This window comes from Pseudomonas sp. AP19, from assembly GCF_001728855.1.
In the GTDB taxonomy this organism is placed as follows: Bacteria; Pseudomonadota; Gammaproteobacteria; order Pseudomonadales; family Pseudomonadaceae; genus Aquipseudomonas; species Aquipseudomonas fluorescens.
This window is the reverse complement of sequence record NZ_LXJP01000038.1, coordinates 17,366-34,719: the sequence shown is the minus strand read 5'-3', so window position 1 is coordinate 34,719 and position 17,354 is coordinate 17,366. Positions and strand designations below refer to the sequence as shown.

General features: G+C 60.7%; 15 protein-coding genes. 5 read left to right on the top strand and 10 right to left on the bottom strand.

The annotated features are described in order from the left end of the window. Window positions 1-4: 4 nt before the first annotated feature. The 3 genes from A7D21_RS23140 to A7D21_RS23130 form a co-directional block, all read right to left on the bottom strand. Window positions 5-568 carry an adhesin gene (locus tag A7D21_RS23140; RefSeq protein ID WP_069552779.1) on the bottom strand — a complete coding sequence of 188 codons (564 nt, stop codon included), beginning with the start codon at window positions 566-568 and terminating at the stop codon, window positions 5-7. After that, window positions 565-1,020 carry a hypothetical protein gene (locus A7D21_RS23135; RefSeq protein WP_053256562.1) on the bottom strand — a complete coding sequence of 152 codons (456 nt, stop codon included), beginning with the start codon at window positions 1,018-1,020 and terminating at the stop codon, window positions 565-567. The genes A7D21_RS23140 and A7D21_RS23135 overlap by 4 nt, the downstream gene beginning before the upstream one ends. 318 nt (window positions 1,021-1,338) lie before the next feature. Next, the gene (locus tag A7D21_RS23130) at window positions 1,339-2,334 is read right to left on the bottom strand and encodes a FecR family protein (protein WP_069552778.1); all 996 of its coding nucleotides are present in this window, start codon (window positions 2,332-2,334) and stop codon (window positions 1,339-1,341) included. Between the two features lie 151 nt (window positions 2,335-2,485). Between A7D21_RS23130 and A7D21_RS23125 the strand changes: the two genes are divergently transcribed. Then, on the top strand, window positions 2,486-2,755 hold the full coding sequence (locus A7D21_RS23125; protein WP_053256560.1) for a PepSY domain-containing protein: 270 nt from the start codon (window positions 2,486-2,488) through the stop codon (window positions 2,753-2,755). 19 nt (window positions 2,756-2,774) lie between these two features. Here the strand turns inward: A7D21_RS23125 and A7D21_RS23120 are convergent, their stop codons facing one another. Further along, complete coding sequence (locus tag A7D21_RS23120; protein ID WP_069552777.1) at window positions 2,775-7,919, bottom strand: dermonecrotic toxin domain-containing protein; 5,145 nt, start codon at window positions 7,917-7,919, stop codon at window positions 2,775-2,777. A gap of 169 nt (window positions 7,920-8,088) precedes the next feature. On the opposite strand from A7D21_RS23120, the gene A7D21_RS23115 reads away from it, so the two are divergent. Next, complete coding sequence (locus tag A7D21_RS23115; RefSeq protein ID WP_053256558.1) at window positions 8,089-9,126, top strand: Ldh family oxidoreductase; 1,038 nt, start codon at window positions 8,089-8,091, stop codon at window positions 9,124-9,126. A gap of 38 nt (window positions 9,127-9,164) precedes the next feature. On the opposite strand, the gene A7D21_RS23110 is transcribed toward A7D21_RS23115, so the two are convergent. Continuing rightward, window positions 9,165-9,485, bottom strand: coding sequence for a YqjD family protein (locus tag A7D21_RS23110; protein WP_032887039.1), 321 nt, complete (start codon window positions 9,483-9,485; stop codon window positions 9,165-9,167). Between the two features lie 164 nt (window positions 9,486-9,649). Here A7D21_RS23110 and A7D21_RS23105 point away from each other — a divergent pair, with 164 nt between their 5' ends. Beyond that, complete coding sequence (locus tag A7D21_RS23105) at window positions 9,650-9,904, top strand: hypothetical protein (RefSeq protein ID WP_003190904.1); 255 nt, start codon at window positions 9,650-9,652, stop codon at window positions 9,902-9,904. Here A7D21_RS23105 and A7D21_RS23100 read toward each other — a convergent pair. Beyond that, window positions 9,876-10,796 carry a LysR family transcriptional regulator gene (locus A7D21_RS23100; RefSeq protein WP_053256788.1) on the bottom strand — a complete coding sequence of 307 codons (921 nt, stop codon included), beginning with the start codon at window positions 10,794-10,796 and terminating at the stop codon, window positions 9,876-9,878. The genes A7D21_RS23105 and A7D21_RS23100 overlap by 29 nt on opposite strands. Before the next feature lie 90 nt (window positions 10,797-10,886). Between A7D21_RS23100 and A7D21_RS23095 the strand changes: the two genes are divergently transcribed. Next, complete coding sequence (locus A7D21_RS23095) at window positions 10,887-11,813, top strand: carbon-nitrogen hydrolase family protein (RefSeq protein WP_069552776.1); 927 nt, start codon at window positions 10,887-10,889, stop codon at window positions 11,811-11,813. Between the two features lie 49 nt (window positions 11,814-11,862). Here the strand turns inward: A7D21_RS23095 and A7D21_RS23090 are convergent, their stop codons facing one another. The 3 genes from A7D21_RS23090 to A7D21_RS23080 are packed head-to-tail and all read right to left on the bottom strand — an operon-like array spanning window position 11,863 to window position 14,321. After that, on the bottom strand, window positions 11,863-12,414 hold the full coding sequence (locus A7D21_RS23090) for a GNAT family N-acetyltransferase (RefSeq protein ID WP_053256556.1): 552 nt from the start codon (window positions 12,412-12,414) through the stop codon (window positions 11,863-11,865). Between the two features lie 5 nt (window positions 12,415-12,419). Beyond that, entirely contained in the window at window positions 12,420-12,881 is a 462-nt protein-coding gene (locus A7D21_RS23085; protein ID WP_053256555.1) for an LEA type 2 family protein, read from the bottom strand. Window positions 12,882-12,893: 12 nt separating this feature from the next. Beyond that, window positions 12,894-14,321 carry a nucleobase:cation symporter-2 family protein gene (locus A7D21_RS23080; RefSeq protein WP_053256554.1) on the bottom strand — a complete coding sequence of 476 codons (1,428 nt, stop codon included), beginning with the start codon at window positions 14,319-14,321 and terminating at the stop codon, window positions 12,894-12,896. A gap of 234 nt (window positions 14,322-14,555) precedes the next feature. Between A7D21_RS23080 and A7D21_RS23075 the strand changes: the two genes are divergently transcribed. Then, on the top strand, window positions 14,556-16,181 hold the full coding sequence (locus tag A7D21_RS23075; protein WP_053256553.1) for a methyl-accepting chemotaxis protein: 1,626 nt from the start codon (window positions 14,556-14,558) through the stop codon (window positions 16,179-16,181). A 35-nt stretch (window positions 16,182-16,216) separates the two neighbouring features. On the opposite strand, the gene A7D21_RS23070 is transcribed toward A7D21_RS23075, so the two are convergent. Further along, window positions 16,217-17,332, bottom strand: a complete 1,116-nt coding sequence (locus A7D21_RS23070) for a Gfo/Idh/MocA family protein (RefSeq protein ID WP_053256552.1) — start codon at window positions 17,330-17,332, stop codon at window positions 16,217-16,219. Window positions 17,333-17,354 lie beyond the last annotated feature (22 nt).

The window sequence follows — 17,354 nt, the reverse complement described above, 5'->3', positions numbered from 1 at the left end:
TCCATCAGTTGAGTCGTAAGTTCAGGGTGTTAGCCACTCGGTTCCCCACCCCGGCGCTCTGGTTGACCTGTACCACTCCACGGCTGCCGGTGAAGGCCTGGTCGCTGGTAACGACCTGGCGGCTGCCAGTGGTAGGGGTCAACGCTGAGTCGGTTGCAAGCGCAACGGTCTGTTGCGACATGACGCTGTCGTCGATGCTTTGCGGGCCAGCACTCACGCTGATTCGCACGGCATTGATCATCTGGTTCTGGGCCCCGGCGGACTGGTTGACACTCAGTGCACCGTTGCCTTTGCTGAAAGAATTGCCCTGGATCGCGGCGTTGGCGTTCAGGGAGCGGTCGGCTGCTGCGCCGCTGATTTTTTGTGTGACGGAGAGGTTTGCCTGCGCGTTGTGGCCGACTGCGATGGCGAGGTTGTTGCTCAGTTGTTGCTGGTCGCCGGCTGCCTGGTTGGTCGAGACCACACCGTCGTATTGGTTGCCGGAGTGGGTGATGGTTGCGTTGTTGTTGCTGTCGGCCATCGCCGCTGTGCAACTGAGCGCCGCAATAAGCATCCAGGAGTGGTTCATTTCATTGCCCCCCCGACCATGCCGCTGATGTTGTTCAGTGGGGCGAGGCCGCTGGATATCGCCCCATTGACCGTGCCGGAGATTCCGCTACCACTGTTGTGGCCGGCCGCGCTGCCGGCCCCCAGGCCAGTACTGCTGCCGAAGTTGTTCAGGCCAGTGATGTCGCCATTGGGCATGATGCTGCGTGTAATGCTTGAGCCACTGCTGATACCAGCGATGTCGTTGTCGCTGAGTTCATTGCTGGTGGCGTGCAGGATTTGCGCTGATGGGTTGGCATTCACGGTGGTGGGGTAGGGGTCTTTACCGCGTGAGCGGCCGATTGCATAAGGTTGGACCTGACGCTGGACCACGATCACACCATCACCGTCCGCAAAAGCCGGAAGGCTTGCGCTGGCACTCAGTACACAACTGATCAGCAGGAGGCTCAATGAGCTCGGATTATGTGTGTCCACGGCAGTGTTCCTTATTCTTAGCGCTGACCCTAAACAGCGCTGTAAGGGAGAGAGCAGAACGCGTGCCGCTTTTTATTTGTTGTGGGTATTCAGCGGGTTGTAATTAAACCGAGACCCTGGGATGGCTGGGGTGTTTCACCGTTGAGACAGTGTCCGCATGGCCGCCTATGCGCAGCCCCGCCTCAAGGCTGTCTCAGCGATGTAACAGTCGGCATGACAAAACGATGAATCCGCCCGGGGCGGGCGGTTCAGGCGAGAGAGGTGTTTCAAAAATGGACACTATGGGCGCGAACAGACCTGCAGGTGCAGGCGTAAGACTTAGCCTTTGGGTGTTTTGCGCGGGATCGAATTAAGTACGGGGTTGCCGTCCTGGTTCTGCGTCAGATAAACCGGCAAAACCTTGGGCAGGGAAGGGACGAGGTTGTTGACCTCATTGAGGTTGTAGATGCCGCCGATGCGAATCGCTCCGGTACTGGCGTCTGCCAGCATCACCGGTTTGTTCAGGTAGCGGTTGATCAGTGGCAATGCGTCGCTCAACGCCAGGTTGTCGAGCACCAGCTTGCCCTGGCGCCATGCCAGGCTTGCGTCGTTGGGGTGGATGGCGACGACTTGCGGGGCCGCCTCACCGTGGTGATAGCTGGCCTGCATGCCCGGGCTCAGCGCAACGCTGGCGTGGGCCTGGTCGCTGGACACCTGCACCGAGCCTTCAAGCAACATCACCCGTACCTGGTCTTCATACTTCCAGACGTTGAATTGGGTGCCTGTGACCCGCACCTGCCCCTCGCCAGCCCGCACAATAAACGGGTGCCTGCTGTCATGGGCAACGTTGAAAAATGCCTCGCCCTTTTTCAAGGTGACCCGGCGTTGGTCCTTGTAGTTGCTGAACACCAGCTCGGTGCCCAGGTTCAACTCGACCTGGCTGCCATCGCCGAGCGTCACCTTGCGTTGCTCATGGCTGGCTTCGACACGTTCATAGGCATTGGGCACCCAACCCGCTTCCCAACCGGTGAAGGCGGCAAGCGGCAAAGCGCCGAGGCAGACCGCGGCAGCCACCGCGTAAGTGCGAAAGCGACGACGCGGCGTGGGCGGCAGCACAACCGGCGCCGGTTCATGGCGCGGCAAGTGATCGGCGACATCCCAGATTTCCAGCATGGCCGCGTATTCAAAGGCGTGCAGTGGATGAGCATCGTGCCATTGCACAAAAGCCTGACGCTCGGCCGCCGTGCAATCACTGGCATGCAGTCGCATGCACCAATGCGCGGCGGCGTCGGTGATGGCGTCATATTCGGCTTCTGAAAGGGGCTTGTCGCTCATGGGCTCATCCTGATTTCGCCCATTCTAACCTCTGGAGGCAGACGGCGAGAACCGCAGTCATGGCGATTGCACATCAATTGGAACTTATTCTCGTTTGTAACCCTCAGAAAATACAGGACACGAGTCCGTCATCCCCCAATGGAGAACGAACATGCTCAAGAAAACCGTAGTCGCCCTGTGTGCAACCACCGCCCTGTTGAGTGCCGGCGCGGCCCTTGCCGATAAGCCGGGGGCCGGCTGGATTCCGATCGAAAAGGCCATTGAGACTGCCAAGACCAAAGCCGCGTATGTCGAGGTCTATAGCGCCGAAGCCGATGACAATGGCTACTGGGAAGTCAAAGGGCGCAAATCCGATGGCAGCGTCTACGAAGCACGTATCGACGGTGTGTCCGGCAACATCCTGCGTGACCAGAAAGACTGACGTCACCTGCGGGGGCCGCTCAGGCCCCCGGCTCCAAAACACGGCCCAGCTGCGTTATCAGGTAGGTGACTGAGTCGGCGTTAGCCAAGATGGTGTCAATGCGTTTGTCGGGGTTGCTCATGAACACCTGCCGAGCGTCGTCGAGGTTATTCGCACCGGTGATGCTAAGCACTTTACGTTTGACGTGATGGGTGTCGGTGTCATGCCCGTAGTCTTCCCACGATGCGGTCAAATCATCCCAGGTCTTGAACAGCATGGTTGCCGGCGTCAACGTCGACAATGCAGTCCTGCGTATGTCCTCCAGGTCGGTTTTCAGCGCTTGAGCACCAGGCCTGCGTGTATTCAACAGATCAGGGAACGGTCGCATGCTGTCAAGGTAGGCAATGTCGGCAGTCTTGGTCTTCAAATGTGTCAACTCGTGTATCAGGACGCTGGCTCTGGCGTGGGCGGAGATATCGAAGGGCGCGTTCAGGCGATTCTGGTAAGCATCCAGATTCGGATCAAAGAAACGATCGAGCAGATACAGCTTATGTTCTCTGTCTCCGTCGAGCACAAAGGCGTAGGTGGCGGCCGGATTCAAGCGGCTGGTGCCGCTGACAAACCGCCTGGAATCGGGGCCGGTCAAGCTGGGGTCGCTTAACTCATCCAGTATCCCGTCAACTATCCTCTCGATCCTTTGTACTTGATCAGGGGTCAGGCTGATGACACCGAACATCTCACCGAAAAAAAGGCCGACCTGGCTATCAGGGTCGAGGGAATTTGAAAACTGAGCGATGTTGCGCTTGCAAGTGACGGCGTAGTAAGTCGCCACGTTCAGCGCCTCATTGATGACTTGGGCTTTCCAACTGGAGAGCGCAGCAATGTCGCGGATACCCGTCGCTTGGATATTGATCGCCTCCCGTTCGCTGGCGCGTGCTCTCATGCGCGACAGGGTTTTGCCGAAGCGTGGGTTGTGACGACTCAGATCTAATACCCATTCGCCGCGTGAGTTGAGCCCTACATAGGGCCCCGACAGATCGTCGTTGGCCAGGCGCCAGCGTTGGGCGGTTTTCTTGACTGAATACACTTTGCCGTCCAGCGGGACGTAATTCTTCAAGGTTTTCTGGTCTTTATAAACATCGGTGACGGTGCTTTTTTCAAGGTCTTTCAAGGCTACATCGTGGCCCTCGAAAGGCTGCATCCGCGTACGTGAGGCAGCGGTGATATCCAGGCTGGCGAGTGTGGTGGCGGCGGGTAACGTTTCACTCGACAGTTCGGCCTCTGGCACCTCTTGTGCCGTCGGCGGCGGGCGCTCGGAGCCCTCAAGTTCACTGCGCAGGCCGGCCATTTCAGCCACCCCGCAAATAAAATCTTTCATGGCCGCCTTCCAATGGTGCAGCTGCAGCGCTTCGGCGGAGCGCTTGAACAGCGTGTAGCTACGCCAAACCACCAGCGGATAGGCAAGCTTTCCCGCCATGAACTGCACGGCGGTGCCAATGTCCTTGCGCAGCAGGCTGATGACGCTGTCCCATAGCGGCTTGGCGCCTTTCTTGAATTGGCAGGCAACCGCCTTGAGCAGGAACTGCTTGGTTTCATCGAACAGGTAATGCAGGGCGTTGCCTGCGACGGCAGACAAGCCGAGACGGATCTCAAATGGGCGATGATGGTTGTTTTGCAGCAGGTTGCGATAAGTTGCCTGATGTGGTGCTTCCACGTGTGTGAGGACCCAGTCCTGAAGCGCTCCCGGTCTTGCTAATTCATCCAGCAGCGATTGCTCGTTCGAGTATTCCTTGAGTGCATGGTTTTCGTAGAAGGGCGCGTACAGCACCACCGTGCCAGACGCGCCTGCGTCCGAGCTTATCAGGTACATTCCGAGCACGTTGACAGTGCTGGCACCCTCGGTCGCCATCAGCCCCAAAGGGCTGATCATGGCTGACGCACCCGCGAGCGATGCGCGTGCCAGAGCGTCAGGCATGTCGAATACCTGTTGGACCAGACTCAGTGCCTGCGCAGAAAGACGCTCGCGCAGTTTTTGCTCGTGGGCGTATTGCAAGGTTTGCCACGGCAGTTGCCGGCAGAACCGGCGCCTGCGTGTGCGGCCCTCATCAGTTTGGGTGTTCAAGTGGTCTTGCAACCGCGTCTGGTAAGCGGTTTTCAGGTCCAGCTGCCGGACCATTTGCACCACGGTACTTGCATCCAGTGAGCTCGGCAGGGACGTGGCGGTGCGTGAGCGTGGGCGGATGCTTGCGGCCTCCAGGTCTGGCCAGTGCCGCAAGGCAAAGTCGGTCAGGGTGAAATCATGGATGCCAAGCGCCTGGTGAACAGGAATCAGAATGTCATCGGGGTTGAGGGCCTGGCCGGGAAAGCGTGCCAGCAATAACGCCTGAAGCGTTGTGAACGCGTGTTCGCGCACGGGCGTGATGCCATGCAGATAGTCTTCCTCATCCGGCGCACTGTCGTGGTATTGCTGGAGCAGCTCCGCCTGATGGCGTTGGTCCTCGGGCGGGGCCATGCCCAACCAGACCGGCAGCGCCTGCTGGTTAATCACGGCGCGGGCGATCGCGCTGGCCCTTGCAAGGTTGGTCGGCGCGGCATGTTCTATGACGGTATCCAGGCGGTCCTGCAAGGCCCGGGCGGGCAACTTCATGGCGAGCAGCTGATCGACGCCGTCCATGACATAGTCGCTGTGGGTTTGCAGGCGATTATTCAGCACATTTTCGTCAATGCGTTGCAGTGCGCCCCATCGATAAACCTGATGAGGAATGCGCACGGAGGGTGGCAGGTTTTCCAGCAGGCTCAAGCGCTTGATCGGATGTTCCAGGCGTCGCGTTATGGCTTCGCGCAAGGCGTTAACCGAGGCAAAGGCCTCATGTCCGCGCCGGGGCGTCCAGAGCAGCGCCCTGCCGGAGCGCTGTGGGTCTAGACCGCCGCGCTCAGTCAGTACAAACAGGTTCGCGAGGGGCTGGAGTGTCGCCGACGTGCCGATGCCAAGCGCCAAGGCGTAGGCATCCGGGATAAAACCGTGAATGCCATGCCGGGTCAGGCGTGTAAGGCTTTCAGGCGTGAGCACGGTGTCCAGCACGGCGTGATCCAGGGCACTCAGGGTTTTACCCAGCAACCTCAGTTCGGCCTCACTGCGCAGCCCGAGCAGCATCGAGTGAGCCTGTTTGTCGCGGGTATTACGGTAAAACAGGCGCGGGAGTTCTCGCATTGAGTGGCTGGAAAACACCTTGAGTACTTTATCCATAATCGAATTGAAGGTTTTCAGCGTCATGCTGTGCAGTTGATTGGCACTGCCCTGGTCACGCTTGCCGTAAAACCAGGTTCTGGACGAAGTCGCGAGAGGTCCGGTGTCAAGGCTCAGGCGCTCGATAAAGTGTTCAACCATGCTCAGGGAAGACACGGGCAGGCGGTCTTCACGCTCTTGGGCGCGAGTGGCGTAGGTGTTTATAAAGACCGCCTCTGCGCTGAGGTCCTGTTGCTGTAAGAGCAGTTCCGCGTTCAAGGCGTGGGTGACCATGCTGCGTAATGTCGGGTGCTTTTTGCGCTCCATGGCCAGGGCATCCGCGGTAACCCTCAGGCGTTGCAGTTGCAGTTTGGCGCGCTCTGCCTGCACCGTCGAAGGGCGGTCATTGCCGCTGGTGACAGGGTGGAGGGTCCAGCGACCATCGGCATCCAAGGCTGCCAATCGATCGTCGAGCATGGCGCGTATATCCAGTGCGCTATCGAGCAGGGCCGCCAGGTCGACCTGCCCATCACTGAGCCGGAACAGCCCCAGGGCGTGGTTCATATTGCTGATTTGCTTGAGCGCAATGTCGTCGATCAGGTCGGAAAAAACGTCGCCCGTTACGGGGCGCGAAGCAATGTTTACCTGGTCCATGCCAATAAACGTGTTGCGCTCATCCAGGGACAGGAAGTTGAGTAGCTCGTCCTCATGCCCAGCGGCCTTGAGCATGCTCAATAACGTATCTTTCAAGTCATCCAGGTCTTCGAGCACCTGCAGCCCGCGAGATTGCGTGTAGAGGTAGGCGCGGCTTTCGCTGATCATCAGTGTGCTGGCCAGCTCTACGTAGTGCTGGTAGGGCGCGTAGATGCGCACTTTTTCCACACTCAGGGTCGCCGAGTAGGCGCCGCGAGCGCTCTGGTCGCTAAGGAATAATGCCTGGAGCCGATGGCTTTCGTCGGCGCTGATAACCTTTTGCTGGCGCTTGAGCAGTACCTCGATGCGAAACTTCTCTGCCATGACGTGCGCGAAAAGATCCCGGCGTGAAGTCCCGTTGTCGATGTCCTCGTTCCAGTAAGTTTGCAGCAGGCTCTCCAGCAGTTTGGATAGGATGCTGGAGGCCTGTTCGGTCAGCGTTTCCCAGTGCTGATGATCTTGCTCCAACTGGGCCAGGGTGAAGGCGGTGGTGACATGTTTGGGGTTAACGAACTCGCGGGTTTGCGCCTTGGGCCAGGCGTGTCGCACATAGAACTGTAAGAGCGCTTCGCTTAATGGCACGGAGCCGACCCAGCGTCGATCAGTGTTCGGCGGGGTGTTGATAAAGCAGTTCACCTGCGTATCGCGTTGATCCAGGCCTGGAAAAAAAGCCCGCGCCATGATCCCGAGCACTGTGTCGAGCATGCTCGCCAGGGTGGGCGTTTTTTGCAGGTGCTCAAACATGGTGTGTACGTTGGCTTGCTGACACGCCTGCAGGAGCCGCTCCTGGTCTTCCATCACGGCGCCTTCGATGATCTCGGTGGTCAAGGTCATGGCCGTGCCAACGGGCAGTGCGTTGCGCTGGGCAATCGAGACGAACTTCAGCAAGTCCACGCGCTGCAGCGGGTCGGCCAACGCCGCGCTGACGTCGGCGAGCAGCGAGGCATGGCTGTCAGCGACCTGAATGCCGCCATAGGGCGTGTAGAGCAGAGCCTTGGCACCGTCCGGGCTCGGACTCATCAGGAAAGCGCCGGCGATGGGAACCGGGGGTTGCCCCGAGACGTGGATCAGCAACCTTTCGACACGCATGGGATGGCTTTGCAGGCGGGTATCCTGTCGGGCCGTATCATTGGCGTAGTACAGCGTATGCAGCCAATCAAGGTCCTTGACGGTGAGCCCCAGCGCACGCTCCCGCTCGCTGGGTGTTTTGCGGCTAAGGGGCAGCAGGAACTCGTCAAAGAAATACGCTGGGGTAACGCGCACCATGGTCTGTCTCCTTTGTGGACGGGAGATCACAGGGTAAGTACGCGTCAGCGCCGAGCGGGGGTACATAATCAGCCCCGCACAAGTTGACAGCAGGCGGCGTGCGTGGTGTTTAATCAACCGCCTGAATGTTCATTCGTTGCCCCTTCCAATCATAAAAACGGAGCTTCAAATGTCTGCGCAGTCTCCGACAGTTGCCACGGCATCCACCTCAATCGGCTTCTCTGAGCTGGTGGCATTGCTACAACGGATTTTTATCAGGCATGGCACATCCCCGCAGGTGGCTGCCATCCTGGCGCACAACTGCGCCAGTGCTGAACGTGACGGTGCCCACAGTCATGGCATTTTCCGCATCCCTGGGTACCTGAGCACGCTGGCCAGCGGCTGGGTTGACGGCCAAGCCGTGCCGGTGGTCACGGACGTCGCGTCCGGTTGCGTGCGGGTCGACGCCTGCAACGGCTTCGCCCAACCGGCGCTGGCAGCGGCCCGTTCACAGCTGGTAGCCAAGGCCCGCAGCGCCGGCATCGCATTGCTGGCTATTCACAACTCCCATCATTTCGCCGCGTTGTGGCCGGATGTCGAACCCTTCGCCGAAGAAGGGCTGGTGGCGCTGAGCGTGGTCAATAGCATGACCTGCGTGGTGCCCCATGGCGCCGATCGGCCGCTGTTCGGCACCAACCCGATTGCGTTTGCCGCACCCCGGGCGGACGGCGCGCCTATCGTGTTTGACCTCGCCACCAGTGCCATCGCCCACGGTGACGTGCAGATTGCCGCACGCAAGGGCGAGCGCCTTGCGCCGGGTATGGGCGTCGACAGCCTGGGCCAGCCGACCCAGGACCCCAAGGCCATTCTCGAGGGCGGAGCGTTGTTGCCGTTTGGCGGCCATAAAGGTTCGGCGCTGTCGATGATGGTCGAGTTGTTGGCGGCGGCACTCACCGGGGGCAACTTCTCGTTTGAATTCAATTGGTCGGATCACCCGGGCGCGCGCACGCCCTGGACCGGACAGTTACTGATCCTGATCGACCCGAGCAAAACCGCCGGGCAACACTTCGCCGAGCGCAGCCAGGAGCTGGTGCGGCAGATGCATGCGGCGGGATTACGGCGGTTACCAGGGGATCGACGTCATCGCACACGGGCGAAGTCGCAGGAAACAGGTATTGAGCTTGACGCGAAGGACCTTCGGCAGTTGCAGGCATTAGCCGAGGGTTAAAAAAGGGGGCCGCTGCCTCAGGCAGCAGCCCCCGTCACTCAGTTGCGGCGACCGAGCAGCAGGCCGACCACCAGGCCAAAGCCTGCGGAAATCGCCACGGTCTGCCATGGATGGCCGCCGATGTAGGTTTCGGTGGCATCGACCACAGGCTTGCTGCGCTCGCGCACGTTGGACACCGAGTCCAGCGCTTGCTTGAGCTTGATGGCAACCTGCTCGCGCAAGGTTTCGCCTTCTTCGCCCACCAGGGCGGCGCTGCTCTTGAGCAGTTTGTCCGATTCTTCGATCAGCGCCGTCAGTTCACTGAAGGCTTGATCCTTGATTTGGTCTTCGACAGCTTGGGCGGCAGTTTTGCGGGCCATTGTGTGACTCCTTGCAGGTGAATGTGACAGTGAACAATGGAGTGTCGGGTGGCGGCAAAAGTTGCAGTTTTTTTGCCGGTAGCGTGGTCCCGAGCAAAATCCGAATCTGGAAGTTTCGACCTACCGTGTAAGATGTCACCTATTTGTGCAGCAGGTAATTCAACATGAGCTTCAATCTGGCCAACAAAACCCTCGCCGAACGCGCCGAGCTGGAAGATGAAAAGTCCCGCCTCTACGACCTGTGGCAAACCAACCTGGGCAAGGCCAAAGGCGAAGCGGCACGCTTGTTCGGCGAGCGCGCCAAGCGCAAGGGCAAGTGGGCTGAGTGGGTGCGTGCGGAACTCGACGGCATGTCGCCGCCGGAGTTTTCCAACATGGTACGCAGCGAAGTCAACAAGCTGATGGCTGCGGCCAAGTAAAGCACGCCACAATCGCCTCACGGACTTTAAGCAGCACCGGATCAAGCTGGGACTGGGTGCGCCAGCCCAGTTCCACCGGGTAGCGCGGCAATGCCAGCGGGCAGGGCAGCACGCGCAAACCGGTCATCTGCGCAATGGCCTCGGCGGCATGCCCGGGAATCGTCGCCAGCGCCTGGCTGCCCTTGAGCAAGTACGGCAGCGCGGCAAAATGGCTGGTGGATGCGCACACTTGGCGGCTCAGCCCTTGCGCCGCCAAACCTTCGTCGGTAATCCCGATAAACCCGCCCGACGACACCAGCACATGCTCGCGCGTGACGAATTCTTCCAAGGTGATGCCGTGCTGGCCTGGCGTCAGGCTTTGCGGGTCTATCAGGCAGCGGTAATCCCCGTCTCCCAGCACGTGCCGGCTCAGCCGGCGCTCGGCAAAGCCGCCAGCGGTAATCGCCAGGTCCAGGGTGCGGTCGAGCAGGGCGGCGGCGACGATTTGGCTATGGGTCTGGCGGAAAATCACCCGCAGTTTCGGCGCGCGTTGCGCTATTTCCGCCATCAGCCGACGGCCATGGGCGATCTCGAAATCATCGGACAAACCCAGCACCACCGACCGGCCCTGGTAGTTGGGATGGGTCGGATGGGTCATCGCCAGGCTCTGCCGACAGCGGTCCAGGGCCTCGCTGATGACCGGCTTCAGCTGATTGGCCCGCAAGGTTGGCGCCAAGCCCCGGCCGGTGCGCACGAACAGCTGATCGCCATACATTTCGCGTAGGCGCCGCAACCCCGCACTGATCGCCGACTGGGTAACACCCAGGCGCAATGCCGCGCGGCTGGCGCTCGACTCGTCGTGCAGGGCTTCGAAGGTTTTCAGCAGGTTCAGGTCAACCTGGGCGATATTCATCTGGTTCATATCATTCAGCACTGAAGTAGGCTTTATTCATGATCCAGGCTGGCCGGAGAATGGGCAACCCCCTTATTCGGAGAGTTCGTCATGCCTGTTTCTACCGTGGCTGCTTTGCAAATTGGCGCCCTGCCGGGTGGCAAGGCGCAAACCCTGGCGCAAATCCTGACCTATGAGCAAGAAATCCTGCGCAGTGGCGCGCAATTGGTGGTGATGCCCGAGGCCTTGCTCGGCGGCTACCCCAAGGGCGAAAGCTTCGGCACGCAGTTGGGTTACCGCCTGCCGGAAGGCCGCGAAGCGTTTGCGCGGTATTTTGCCAATGCCATCGACGTGCCGGGCATCGAAACCGAAGTACTGGCCGGGTTGTCGGCCCGTACCGGCGCGAGCCTGGTACTCGGTGTGATTGAGCGCAGTGGCAGCACGCTGTATTGCACACTGTTGTATTTCGAGCCGTCGGGCGGTTTGGTCGCCAAGCACCGCAAGCTGATGCCCACCGGCACCGAACGGCTGATCTGGGGCAAGGGCGATGGCTCGACCTTGCCGGTGATCGATGCAGCGGTAGGCCGCATTGGCGGCGCAGTCTGCTGGGAAAACATGATGCCGTTGCTGCGCACGGCGATGTACGCCAAGGGCGTGGAGGTGTGGTGCGCGCCTACGGTGGATGAGCGCGAGATGTGGCAAGTGAGCATGCGCCATATTGCCCACGAAGGCCGCTGCTTTGTGGTGAGTGCCTGCCAAGTGCAGGCTTCGCCCGAGGCGTTGGGGGTGGAGGTTGCCAACTGGCCGTCAGACCGCGCCTTGATCGCGGGCGGCAGCGTGATCATCGGGCCGATGGGCGACATCCTGGCCGGGCCGTTGCTGGGCGGGGCGGGGTTATTGACCGCGCAGATCAACACCGATGACCTGGTGCGCGCACGGTACGACTATGACGTGGTGGGGCATTATGCGCGGCCGGACATATTTGAGCTGGTAGTGGATGAGCGTGCCAAACCGGGCGTGCGCTTCATCACCGACTAAAACCCGTCGAGCACGCTGGGCGCAGGCAAGCCCGCGCCCAGCGTAAATTTCAGCGTGCGCGCGCGTGGGCTTCAAGCCATTCCTCGCGGGTCATCTCCCATAACTCGCGTGGCAAAGTCCCTTCTACAAACGCCCCGTAATCCGTGCGGATCAAGCGCATGCCGGTGCGCTCGGAAATCCGCCGTGACCCTCGGTTAGGCCCAGCCTTGGGCACGCGCAGCAGCGGGCGTTTGAGGGTATCGAACCAGTATTCGGTCACCGCCGCACTGGCTTCGCTCATCAAGCCCAGGCCGTGCCATTGCGGGCCGAGCCAAAAGCCACGGTTGTTGTCGTGTTCGTCCATCAGGCTGATAGTACCGATCAGTTGCTCAGGCGCGCTGTTGAGGCGGATCGACCAGTGCCACTCCTTGCCACGGGCCATGGCGGGCAGGGCGTGCTGTTGCAGATAAGTACGCGCGCCGTCGGCCGGGTAGGGCCAGGGCACCAAGGCATTGAGGTAGCGCACCACGGCCCAATGCGGGAATTGCTGCTGGATACCGTCGGCGTCGTCCAGGGTGAGTGGGCGCAGGATCAGCCGTTCAGTGAGCAATGTCGGTTGCATGGCCTTTACCAGGTCGCCGTGTTTGGCAGGTCCAACGTGCCGCGCTCCACAAAGCGCAGGGTGCCGAACAGCCCACCGGCCAGTTTGCCACGCAGTACGTACGGCAAGTTGTTCAAGCTCTGGGTCTGGCTCAGCCCCAGCGTTTGGCGTAATACCGAAAATGCGGAAACGCTGACTGGCACCATCAGCACCGCTTCGGAAAAGCGTGCAATGGAACCGGATTGATCACTCACCCCCGACGCCAGCGGCCGACCATTGACGTCCAGGTCCAAGGCTACGCCGCTGTAGTCGATTGCCGTTTCATTGGGGTTCTGCACCCGTAGCTTCACGGCGAAGCGTACTTCCAGGTCCTGGCTTTGCAGCGGCTCGATGCCGACCACCGTAATGTTGAGCGGGTCGCGGTTGGGGAACAGCGCGCAGGCGCTCAAGGTAAGCAGCAGTAGCGATAGAACCATGAGCTTGCGCATTAACAGATGCTCCTATTTCGTGACGTCCGGATCCTGCATGACCTTGAGGGTAGAGGACTCCGGATCAAATTCATCTTCTTCCAGCTCTAAGAACTCTTCCGGCAGGAAAATGTTCAGCACGATTGCACAGAACGCCCCCACGGTGATCGGCGATTCGAAGATGTTGTGCAGCGCCTTGGGCAAGTCGCGCAATACCTCCGGCACGGCGGCGACCCCCAGGCCCATGCCCAGGGAAATCGCCACGATCAGCACATTGCGCCGATGCAGCCCGGCTTCGGCAAGAATCTTGATCCCGGCCACGGCAACGGTGCCGAACATGATCAGGGTGGCGCCGCCGAGTACCGGTTTGGGCATCAGTTGCAGCACGGCGCCGATCATCGGGAACAGCCCCAGCAGCACCAGCAGGCCGGCGATAAAGTACGCCACGTAGCGACTGGCCACGCCGGTCAGCTGAATCACGCCATTGTTTTGCGCGAAGGTCACCATCGGCAGGCTGTTGAACGTCGCGGCCATCGCCGAGTTGAGGCCGTCGGCCAGCAGGCCCGACTTGATTCGCTTGATGTAGAGCGGGCCTTTGACCGGTTGCTGGGAAATCATCGAGTTGGCCGTCAAGTCACCGGCGGCTTCCAATGGCGAAATCAGAAAAATCACCGCCACCGGTATAAACGCCACCCAGTCGAACGAGAACCCGTACTTGAACGGCACCGGCACGCTGATTAACGGCACCTGCGGCAGCGCCGCCATATCGACACGTCCCATCCACCAGGCCACCACGAAGCCCAGGGTCAGGCCGATCACGATCGAACCCAGGCGCAGGAACGGGTTACTGAAGCGGTTGAGCACCACGATGGTCAGCAGCACCAGCGCCGCCAGCCCCATATTGCTTGCCGCGCCCAGATCGCTGGAACCGAAGCCCCCCGCCATGTCGGTGACCGCCACCTTGATCAACGACAAACCCATCAAGGTGATGATGGTGCCCGTCACTACCGGGGTGATCAGTTTGCGCAGCTTGCCGATGAACTGGCTGAGCACCACTTCGATAAAGGCTGCGAAAAAGCAGATGCCAAAGATCGTCGAGAGGATTTCATCAGTACCGCCGCCTCGGGCCTTGACCATGAACCCGGCACTCAAAATAACGCTGATAAACGAAAAACTGGTGCCCTGCAGGCACAGCAGGCCGGAACCGATCGGCCCGAACGTGCGCGCTTGCACAAACGTCCCGAGCCCGGACACGAACAGCGCCATGCTCACCAGGTACGGCACCTCGCTTTCCAGCCCCAGCACGCCGCCGACGATCAACGTGGGGGTGATGATGCCGACGAAACTCGCGAGCACATGTTGCAGCGCAGCAAAAATCGCTGCGGTGAAGTGCGGGCGGTCTTCCAGGCCGTAGATCAGGTCGGATTTATAGCGGGGGCGGGGCGCTTGAGCGTCAGACAAAATGCGGGCTCGGGTCAGAAAAGGGACGCGAAGGATGCCAGAAAGTGTTGGCTGTCAGAAGTGTGAAAAAATATTTCGAAATGTGCCCATTAATTTCTCAAGTCCGCCGATAGCCTGAATAGGCCCACACATCAATGACAACAGTGGCGCTTAGTGGTCCGAGTGGTGCGTTGACACCCGCGGATCGTGTCGCCGCAGGGATGCGCGCAAACACCCCTTTTTGAGAGCACCCCTATGTCCCTTCGTAATCTGAATATTGCCCCTCGCGCGTTTCTCGGTTTTGCGTTCATTGCGTTGCTGGTAGTAATCCTTGGCGTGTTTGCCGTCAACCGCATGACGACAATCCGCCAGGCATCCGTGGACATGGGGGCCAACCAACTACCCAGTGTGAAATACCTCGGTAACCTCACAGAAAACGTTCTGCGCCTGCGCATTCTGTCCTTTCGGGTACTGATCAACCGCGAACCTGCGGCGCTCGAGGAAGCCAAGACGCGCATCGGCGTATTGATGGATAAGGTCAAGCAGGCTCAAAGCGCGTATTCGGTGATGCCGGCGGGTCCCGAGGAGGCGGCCTTGTACAAAACCTTCGCCGCGACCCTTGAGAGTTACTTCGCGGCTCAGGCCGAGATGCTGTCACTGTCCCAGCAAAACAACGTCGAGGCGATGCGCACCCTGATCAACACGCGTATCAAGAACGGTACCGACTTGATGGGCGAGCAACTCAACCAACTGATCGCGTTCAACGGCGCCGATGCCGACCAGGCCGGGCGTAATGCTGAGGCCAGTTACCAGCAAGGCGTGACCGGGATCATCATCGTTTCAGTCGCGGCGGCGTTGTTGACCGTGTTGCTGGCCTGGCTGTTGACGCGCAGCATTGTTACGCCGCTGCGCAAAGCGGTGGAAGTGGCGCAAACCATTGCCGGTGGCAACTTGACCAGCGTTATTGAAGACGATGGCAAGGACGAGCCGGCACGCTTGCTCAGTGCCCTGTCGGCCATGCAAACCAACCTGCGCCAAACCATCCAGCACATCGCCGGTTCCGCCACCCAGCTTGCCTCGGCAGCGGAAGAACTCAGCGCGGTCACCGAGGAAGCCTCCAAAGGCCTGCAACAGCAGAACAACGAAATCGACCAGGCCGCCACCGCCGTCAACGAAATGACCGCTGCCGTGGAAGAGGTGGCGCGCAACGCGGTGTCCACCTCCGAAGCCTCCAGCCAATCCAACCTGGCAGCGCGTGAAGGGCGTGATCGCGTGGTGGAAACCGTCGGCGCGATTCAAACCATGACTCAGGATGTACAAAACACCTCGGTCATGATCGAAGGCTTGGCCACTCAGGGCCGCGACATTGGCAAGGTCCTCGACGTGATACGCGCAATTGCCGAACAGACCAACCTGCTCGCGCTCAACGCAGCGATTGAGGCGGCCCGCGCCGGTGAAGCCGGCCGTGGGTTTGCGGTGGTGGCCGATGAAGTCCGCGCCTTGGCTCATCGCACCGCGCAGTCGACCCAGGAAATCGAAAAAATGGTCGCCGGTATCCAGAGCGGCACCGGTGACGCGGTACAGTCGATGCAGCAGAGCAACCAGCGCACCCACGCCACCCTGGAAATGGCCCGCGCCGCCGGTGTGGCGCTGGAGCAGATCACCCAATCCATCAGCCTGATCAATGAGCGCAACCTGGTGATCGCCAGCGCCTCGGAAGAGCAGGCGCAGGTGTCCCGTGAAGTCGACCGCAACCTGGTGAACATCCGCGACCTGGCGACTCAATCGGCGGCGGGCGCTAACCAGACCAGCGCGGCCAGCCACGAGCTGTCGCGCCTGGCGGTGGATTTGAACGGGATGGTCGCGCGTTTCGTGATCTGAGCCGAACGCGTGGGGAGCGCGCTGCTCCCCCGCATTTACACCTCGCTCACGTTGACCCAACGCGCCTCGCGCGCGGCCAGGCGAATCGCCGTCGCCAGCCGCTCGACCTCCCACGCCTGGTCAAAGTCGGTGCCATCAACGCCCTGACCCGCCAGCGCCATGTTCAATTCGTGTACTTCCAGCGTCTTCAACTCGTTGTAGCCCAATTGATGCCCGGCCGCCGGGCTGAACGCGGCATAGCCGGGCAGGGCGGGGCCCGCCAGCAACCGCTGGAAACCGTCCTGGCCGACACGGCACACTCGCAGCTCGTTCAAGCGCTCCTGATCGAACGCAAGGGTGCCTTTCGTACCGCTGATTTCGAAACTCAAGTGGTTTTTGTAGCCATGCTTGAGCCAACTGCTGCTCACGGTGCCACGGGCGCCGTTGGCAAAGCGCAGCAGCGCATGCACCTGGTCATCCACGGCAATCGCGCGGTTCGTCGGGCTGCCGGCGGTGGCGGGGCGTTGCGCGTGGACGGTGTGGGTGTCGGCGCACACGCTGAGCACATCGCCCACCAGGTAGCGCGCCATCGACAGCAGGTGGCTACCGAGGTCCGCCAGCGCACCACCGGCATGGTCCACTTCACACCGCCACGACCAGGGCGAGGCCGGGTCGGCCATGAAGTCTTCGCTGAACTCGCCCTGGAAGCTGATGATCTCGCCCAGCTCGCCATCGGCAATCATCTGCCTTGCCAGGCTGATCATCGGGTTGTGCTGATAGTTGTAGCCGACGCGCGTGACCACTCCGGCGGCACGGGCGGCGCGGCGCATCGCGTCGGCCTGCTCCAGGCTGACCGCCAGCGGCTTTTCGCAATACACCGCCTTGCCCGCCGCAATCGCGGCCATGGCCATGGGGTAATGCAGATGGTTGGGGGTGGTGATGGCCACCACGTCAACGCTGGGGTCGTTGATCAGCGCCTGCCAATCGCCATGGGCCTGGGCAAACCCCCACGCCGTCGCGCAACGCTGAGCGCGCGCGGTGTCGGCATCGGCCAGGGCCGCTAACGTGAGGCGTACCGGCAGTTCGAATACCGCCCGCGCATTATTGAACGCTAACGCATGGGCGCGCCCCATGAAGCCTGTGCCGATCAGGCCGATTCCGAGTTCACGCATAGCCGTGGTCCTTTGAATTATT

Excerpts from the sequence above, each read along its gene's own strand:
- A7D21_RS23140 (WP_069552779.1), bottom strand. The coding sequence starts at position 568 with ATGAACCACTCCTGGATGCTTATTGCGGCGCTCAGTTGCACAGCGGCG.
- A7D21_RS23130 (WP_069552778.1), bottom strand. The coding sequence starts at position 2,334 with ATGAGCGACAAGCCCCTTTCAGAAGCCGAATATGACGCCATCACCGAC.
- A7D21_RS23125 (WP_053256560.1), top strand. The coding sequence starts at position 2,486 with ATGCTCAAGAAAACCGTAGTCGCCCTGTGTGCAACCACCGCCCTGTTG.
- A7D21_RS23120 (WP_069552777.1), bottom strand. The coding sequence starts at position 7,919 with ATGGTGCGCGTTACCCCAGCGTATTTCTTTGACGAGTTCCTGCTGCCC.
- A7D21_RS23115 (WP_053256558.1), top strand. The coding sequence starts at position 8,089 with ATGTCTGCGCAGTCTCCGACAGTTGCCACGGCATCCACCTCAATCGGC.
- A7D21_RS23110 (WP_032887039.1), bottom strand. The coding sequence starts at position 9,485 with ATGGCCCGCAAAACTGCCGCCCAAGCTGTCGAAGACCAAATCAAGGAT.
- A7D21_RS23105 (WP_003190904.1), top strand. The coding sequence starts at position 9,650 with ATGAGCTTCAATCTGGCCAACAAAACCCTCGCCGAACGCGCCGAGCTG.
- A7D21_RS23100 (WP_053256788.1), bottom strand. The coding sequence starts at position 10,796 with ATGAATATCGCCCAGGTTGACCTGAACCTGCTGAAAACCTTCGAAGCC.
- A7D21_RS23095 (WP_069552776.1), top strand. The coding sequence starts at position 10,887 with ATGCCTGTTTCTACCGTGGCTGCTTTGCAAATTGGCGCCCTGCCGGGT.
- A7D21_RS23090 (WP_053256556.1), bottom strand. The coding sequence starts at position 12,414 with ATGCAACCGACATTGCTCACTGAACGGCTGATCCTGCGCCCACTCACC.
- A7D21_RS23085 (WP_053256555.1), bottom strand. The coding sequence starts at position 12,881 with ATGCGCAAGCTCATGGTTCTATCGCTACTGCTGCTTACCTTGAGCGCC.
- A7D21_RS23075 (WP_053256553.1), top strand. The coding sequence starts at position 14,556 with ATGTCCCTTCGTAATCTGAATATTGCCCCTCGCGCGTTTCTCGGTTTT.
- A7D21_RS23070 (WP_053256552.1), bottom strand. The coding sequence starts at position 17,332 with ATGCGTGAACTCGGAATCGGCCTGATCGGCACAGGCTTCATGGGGCGC.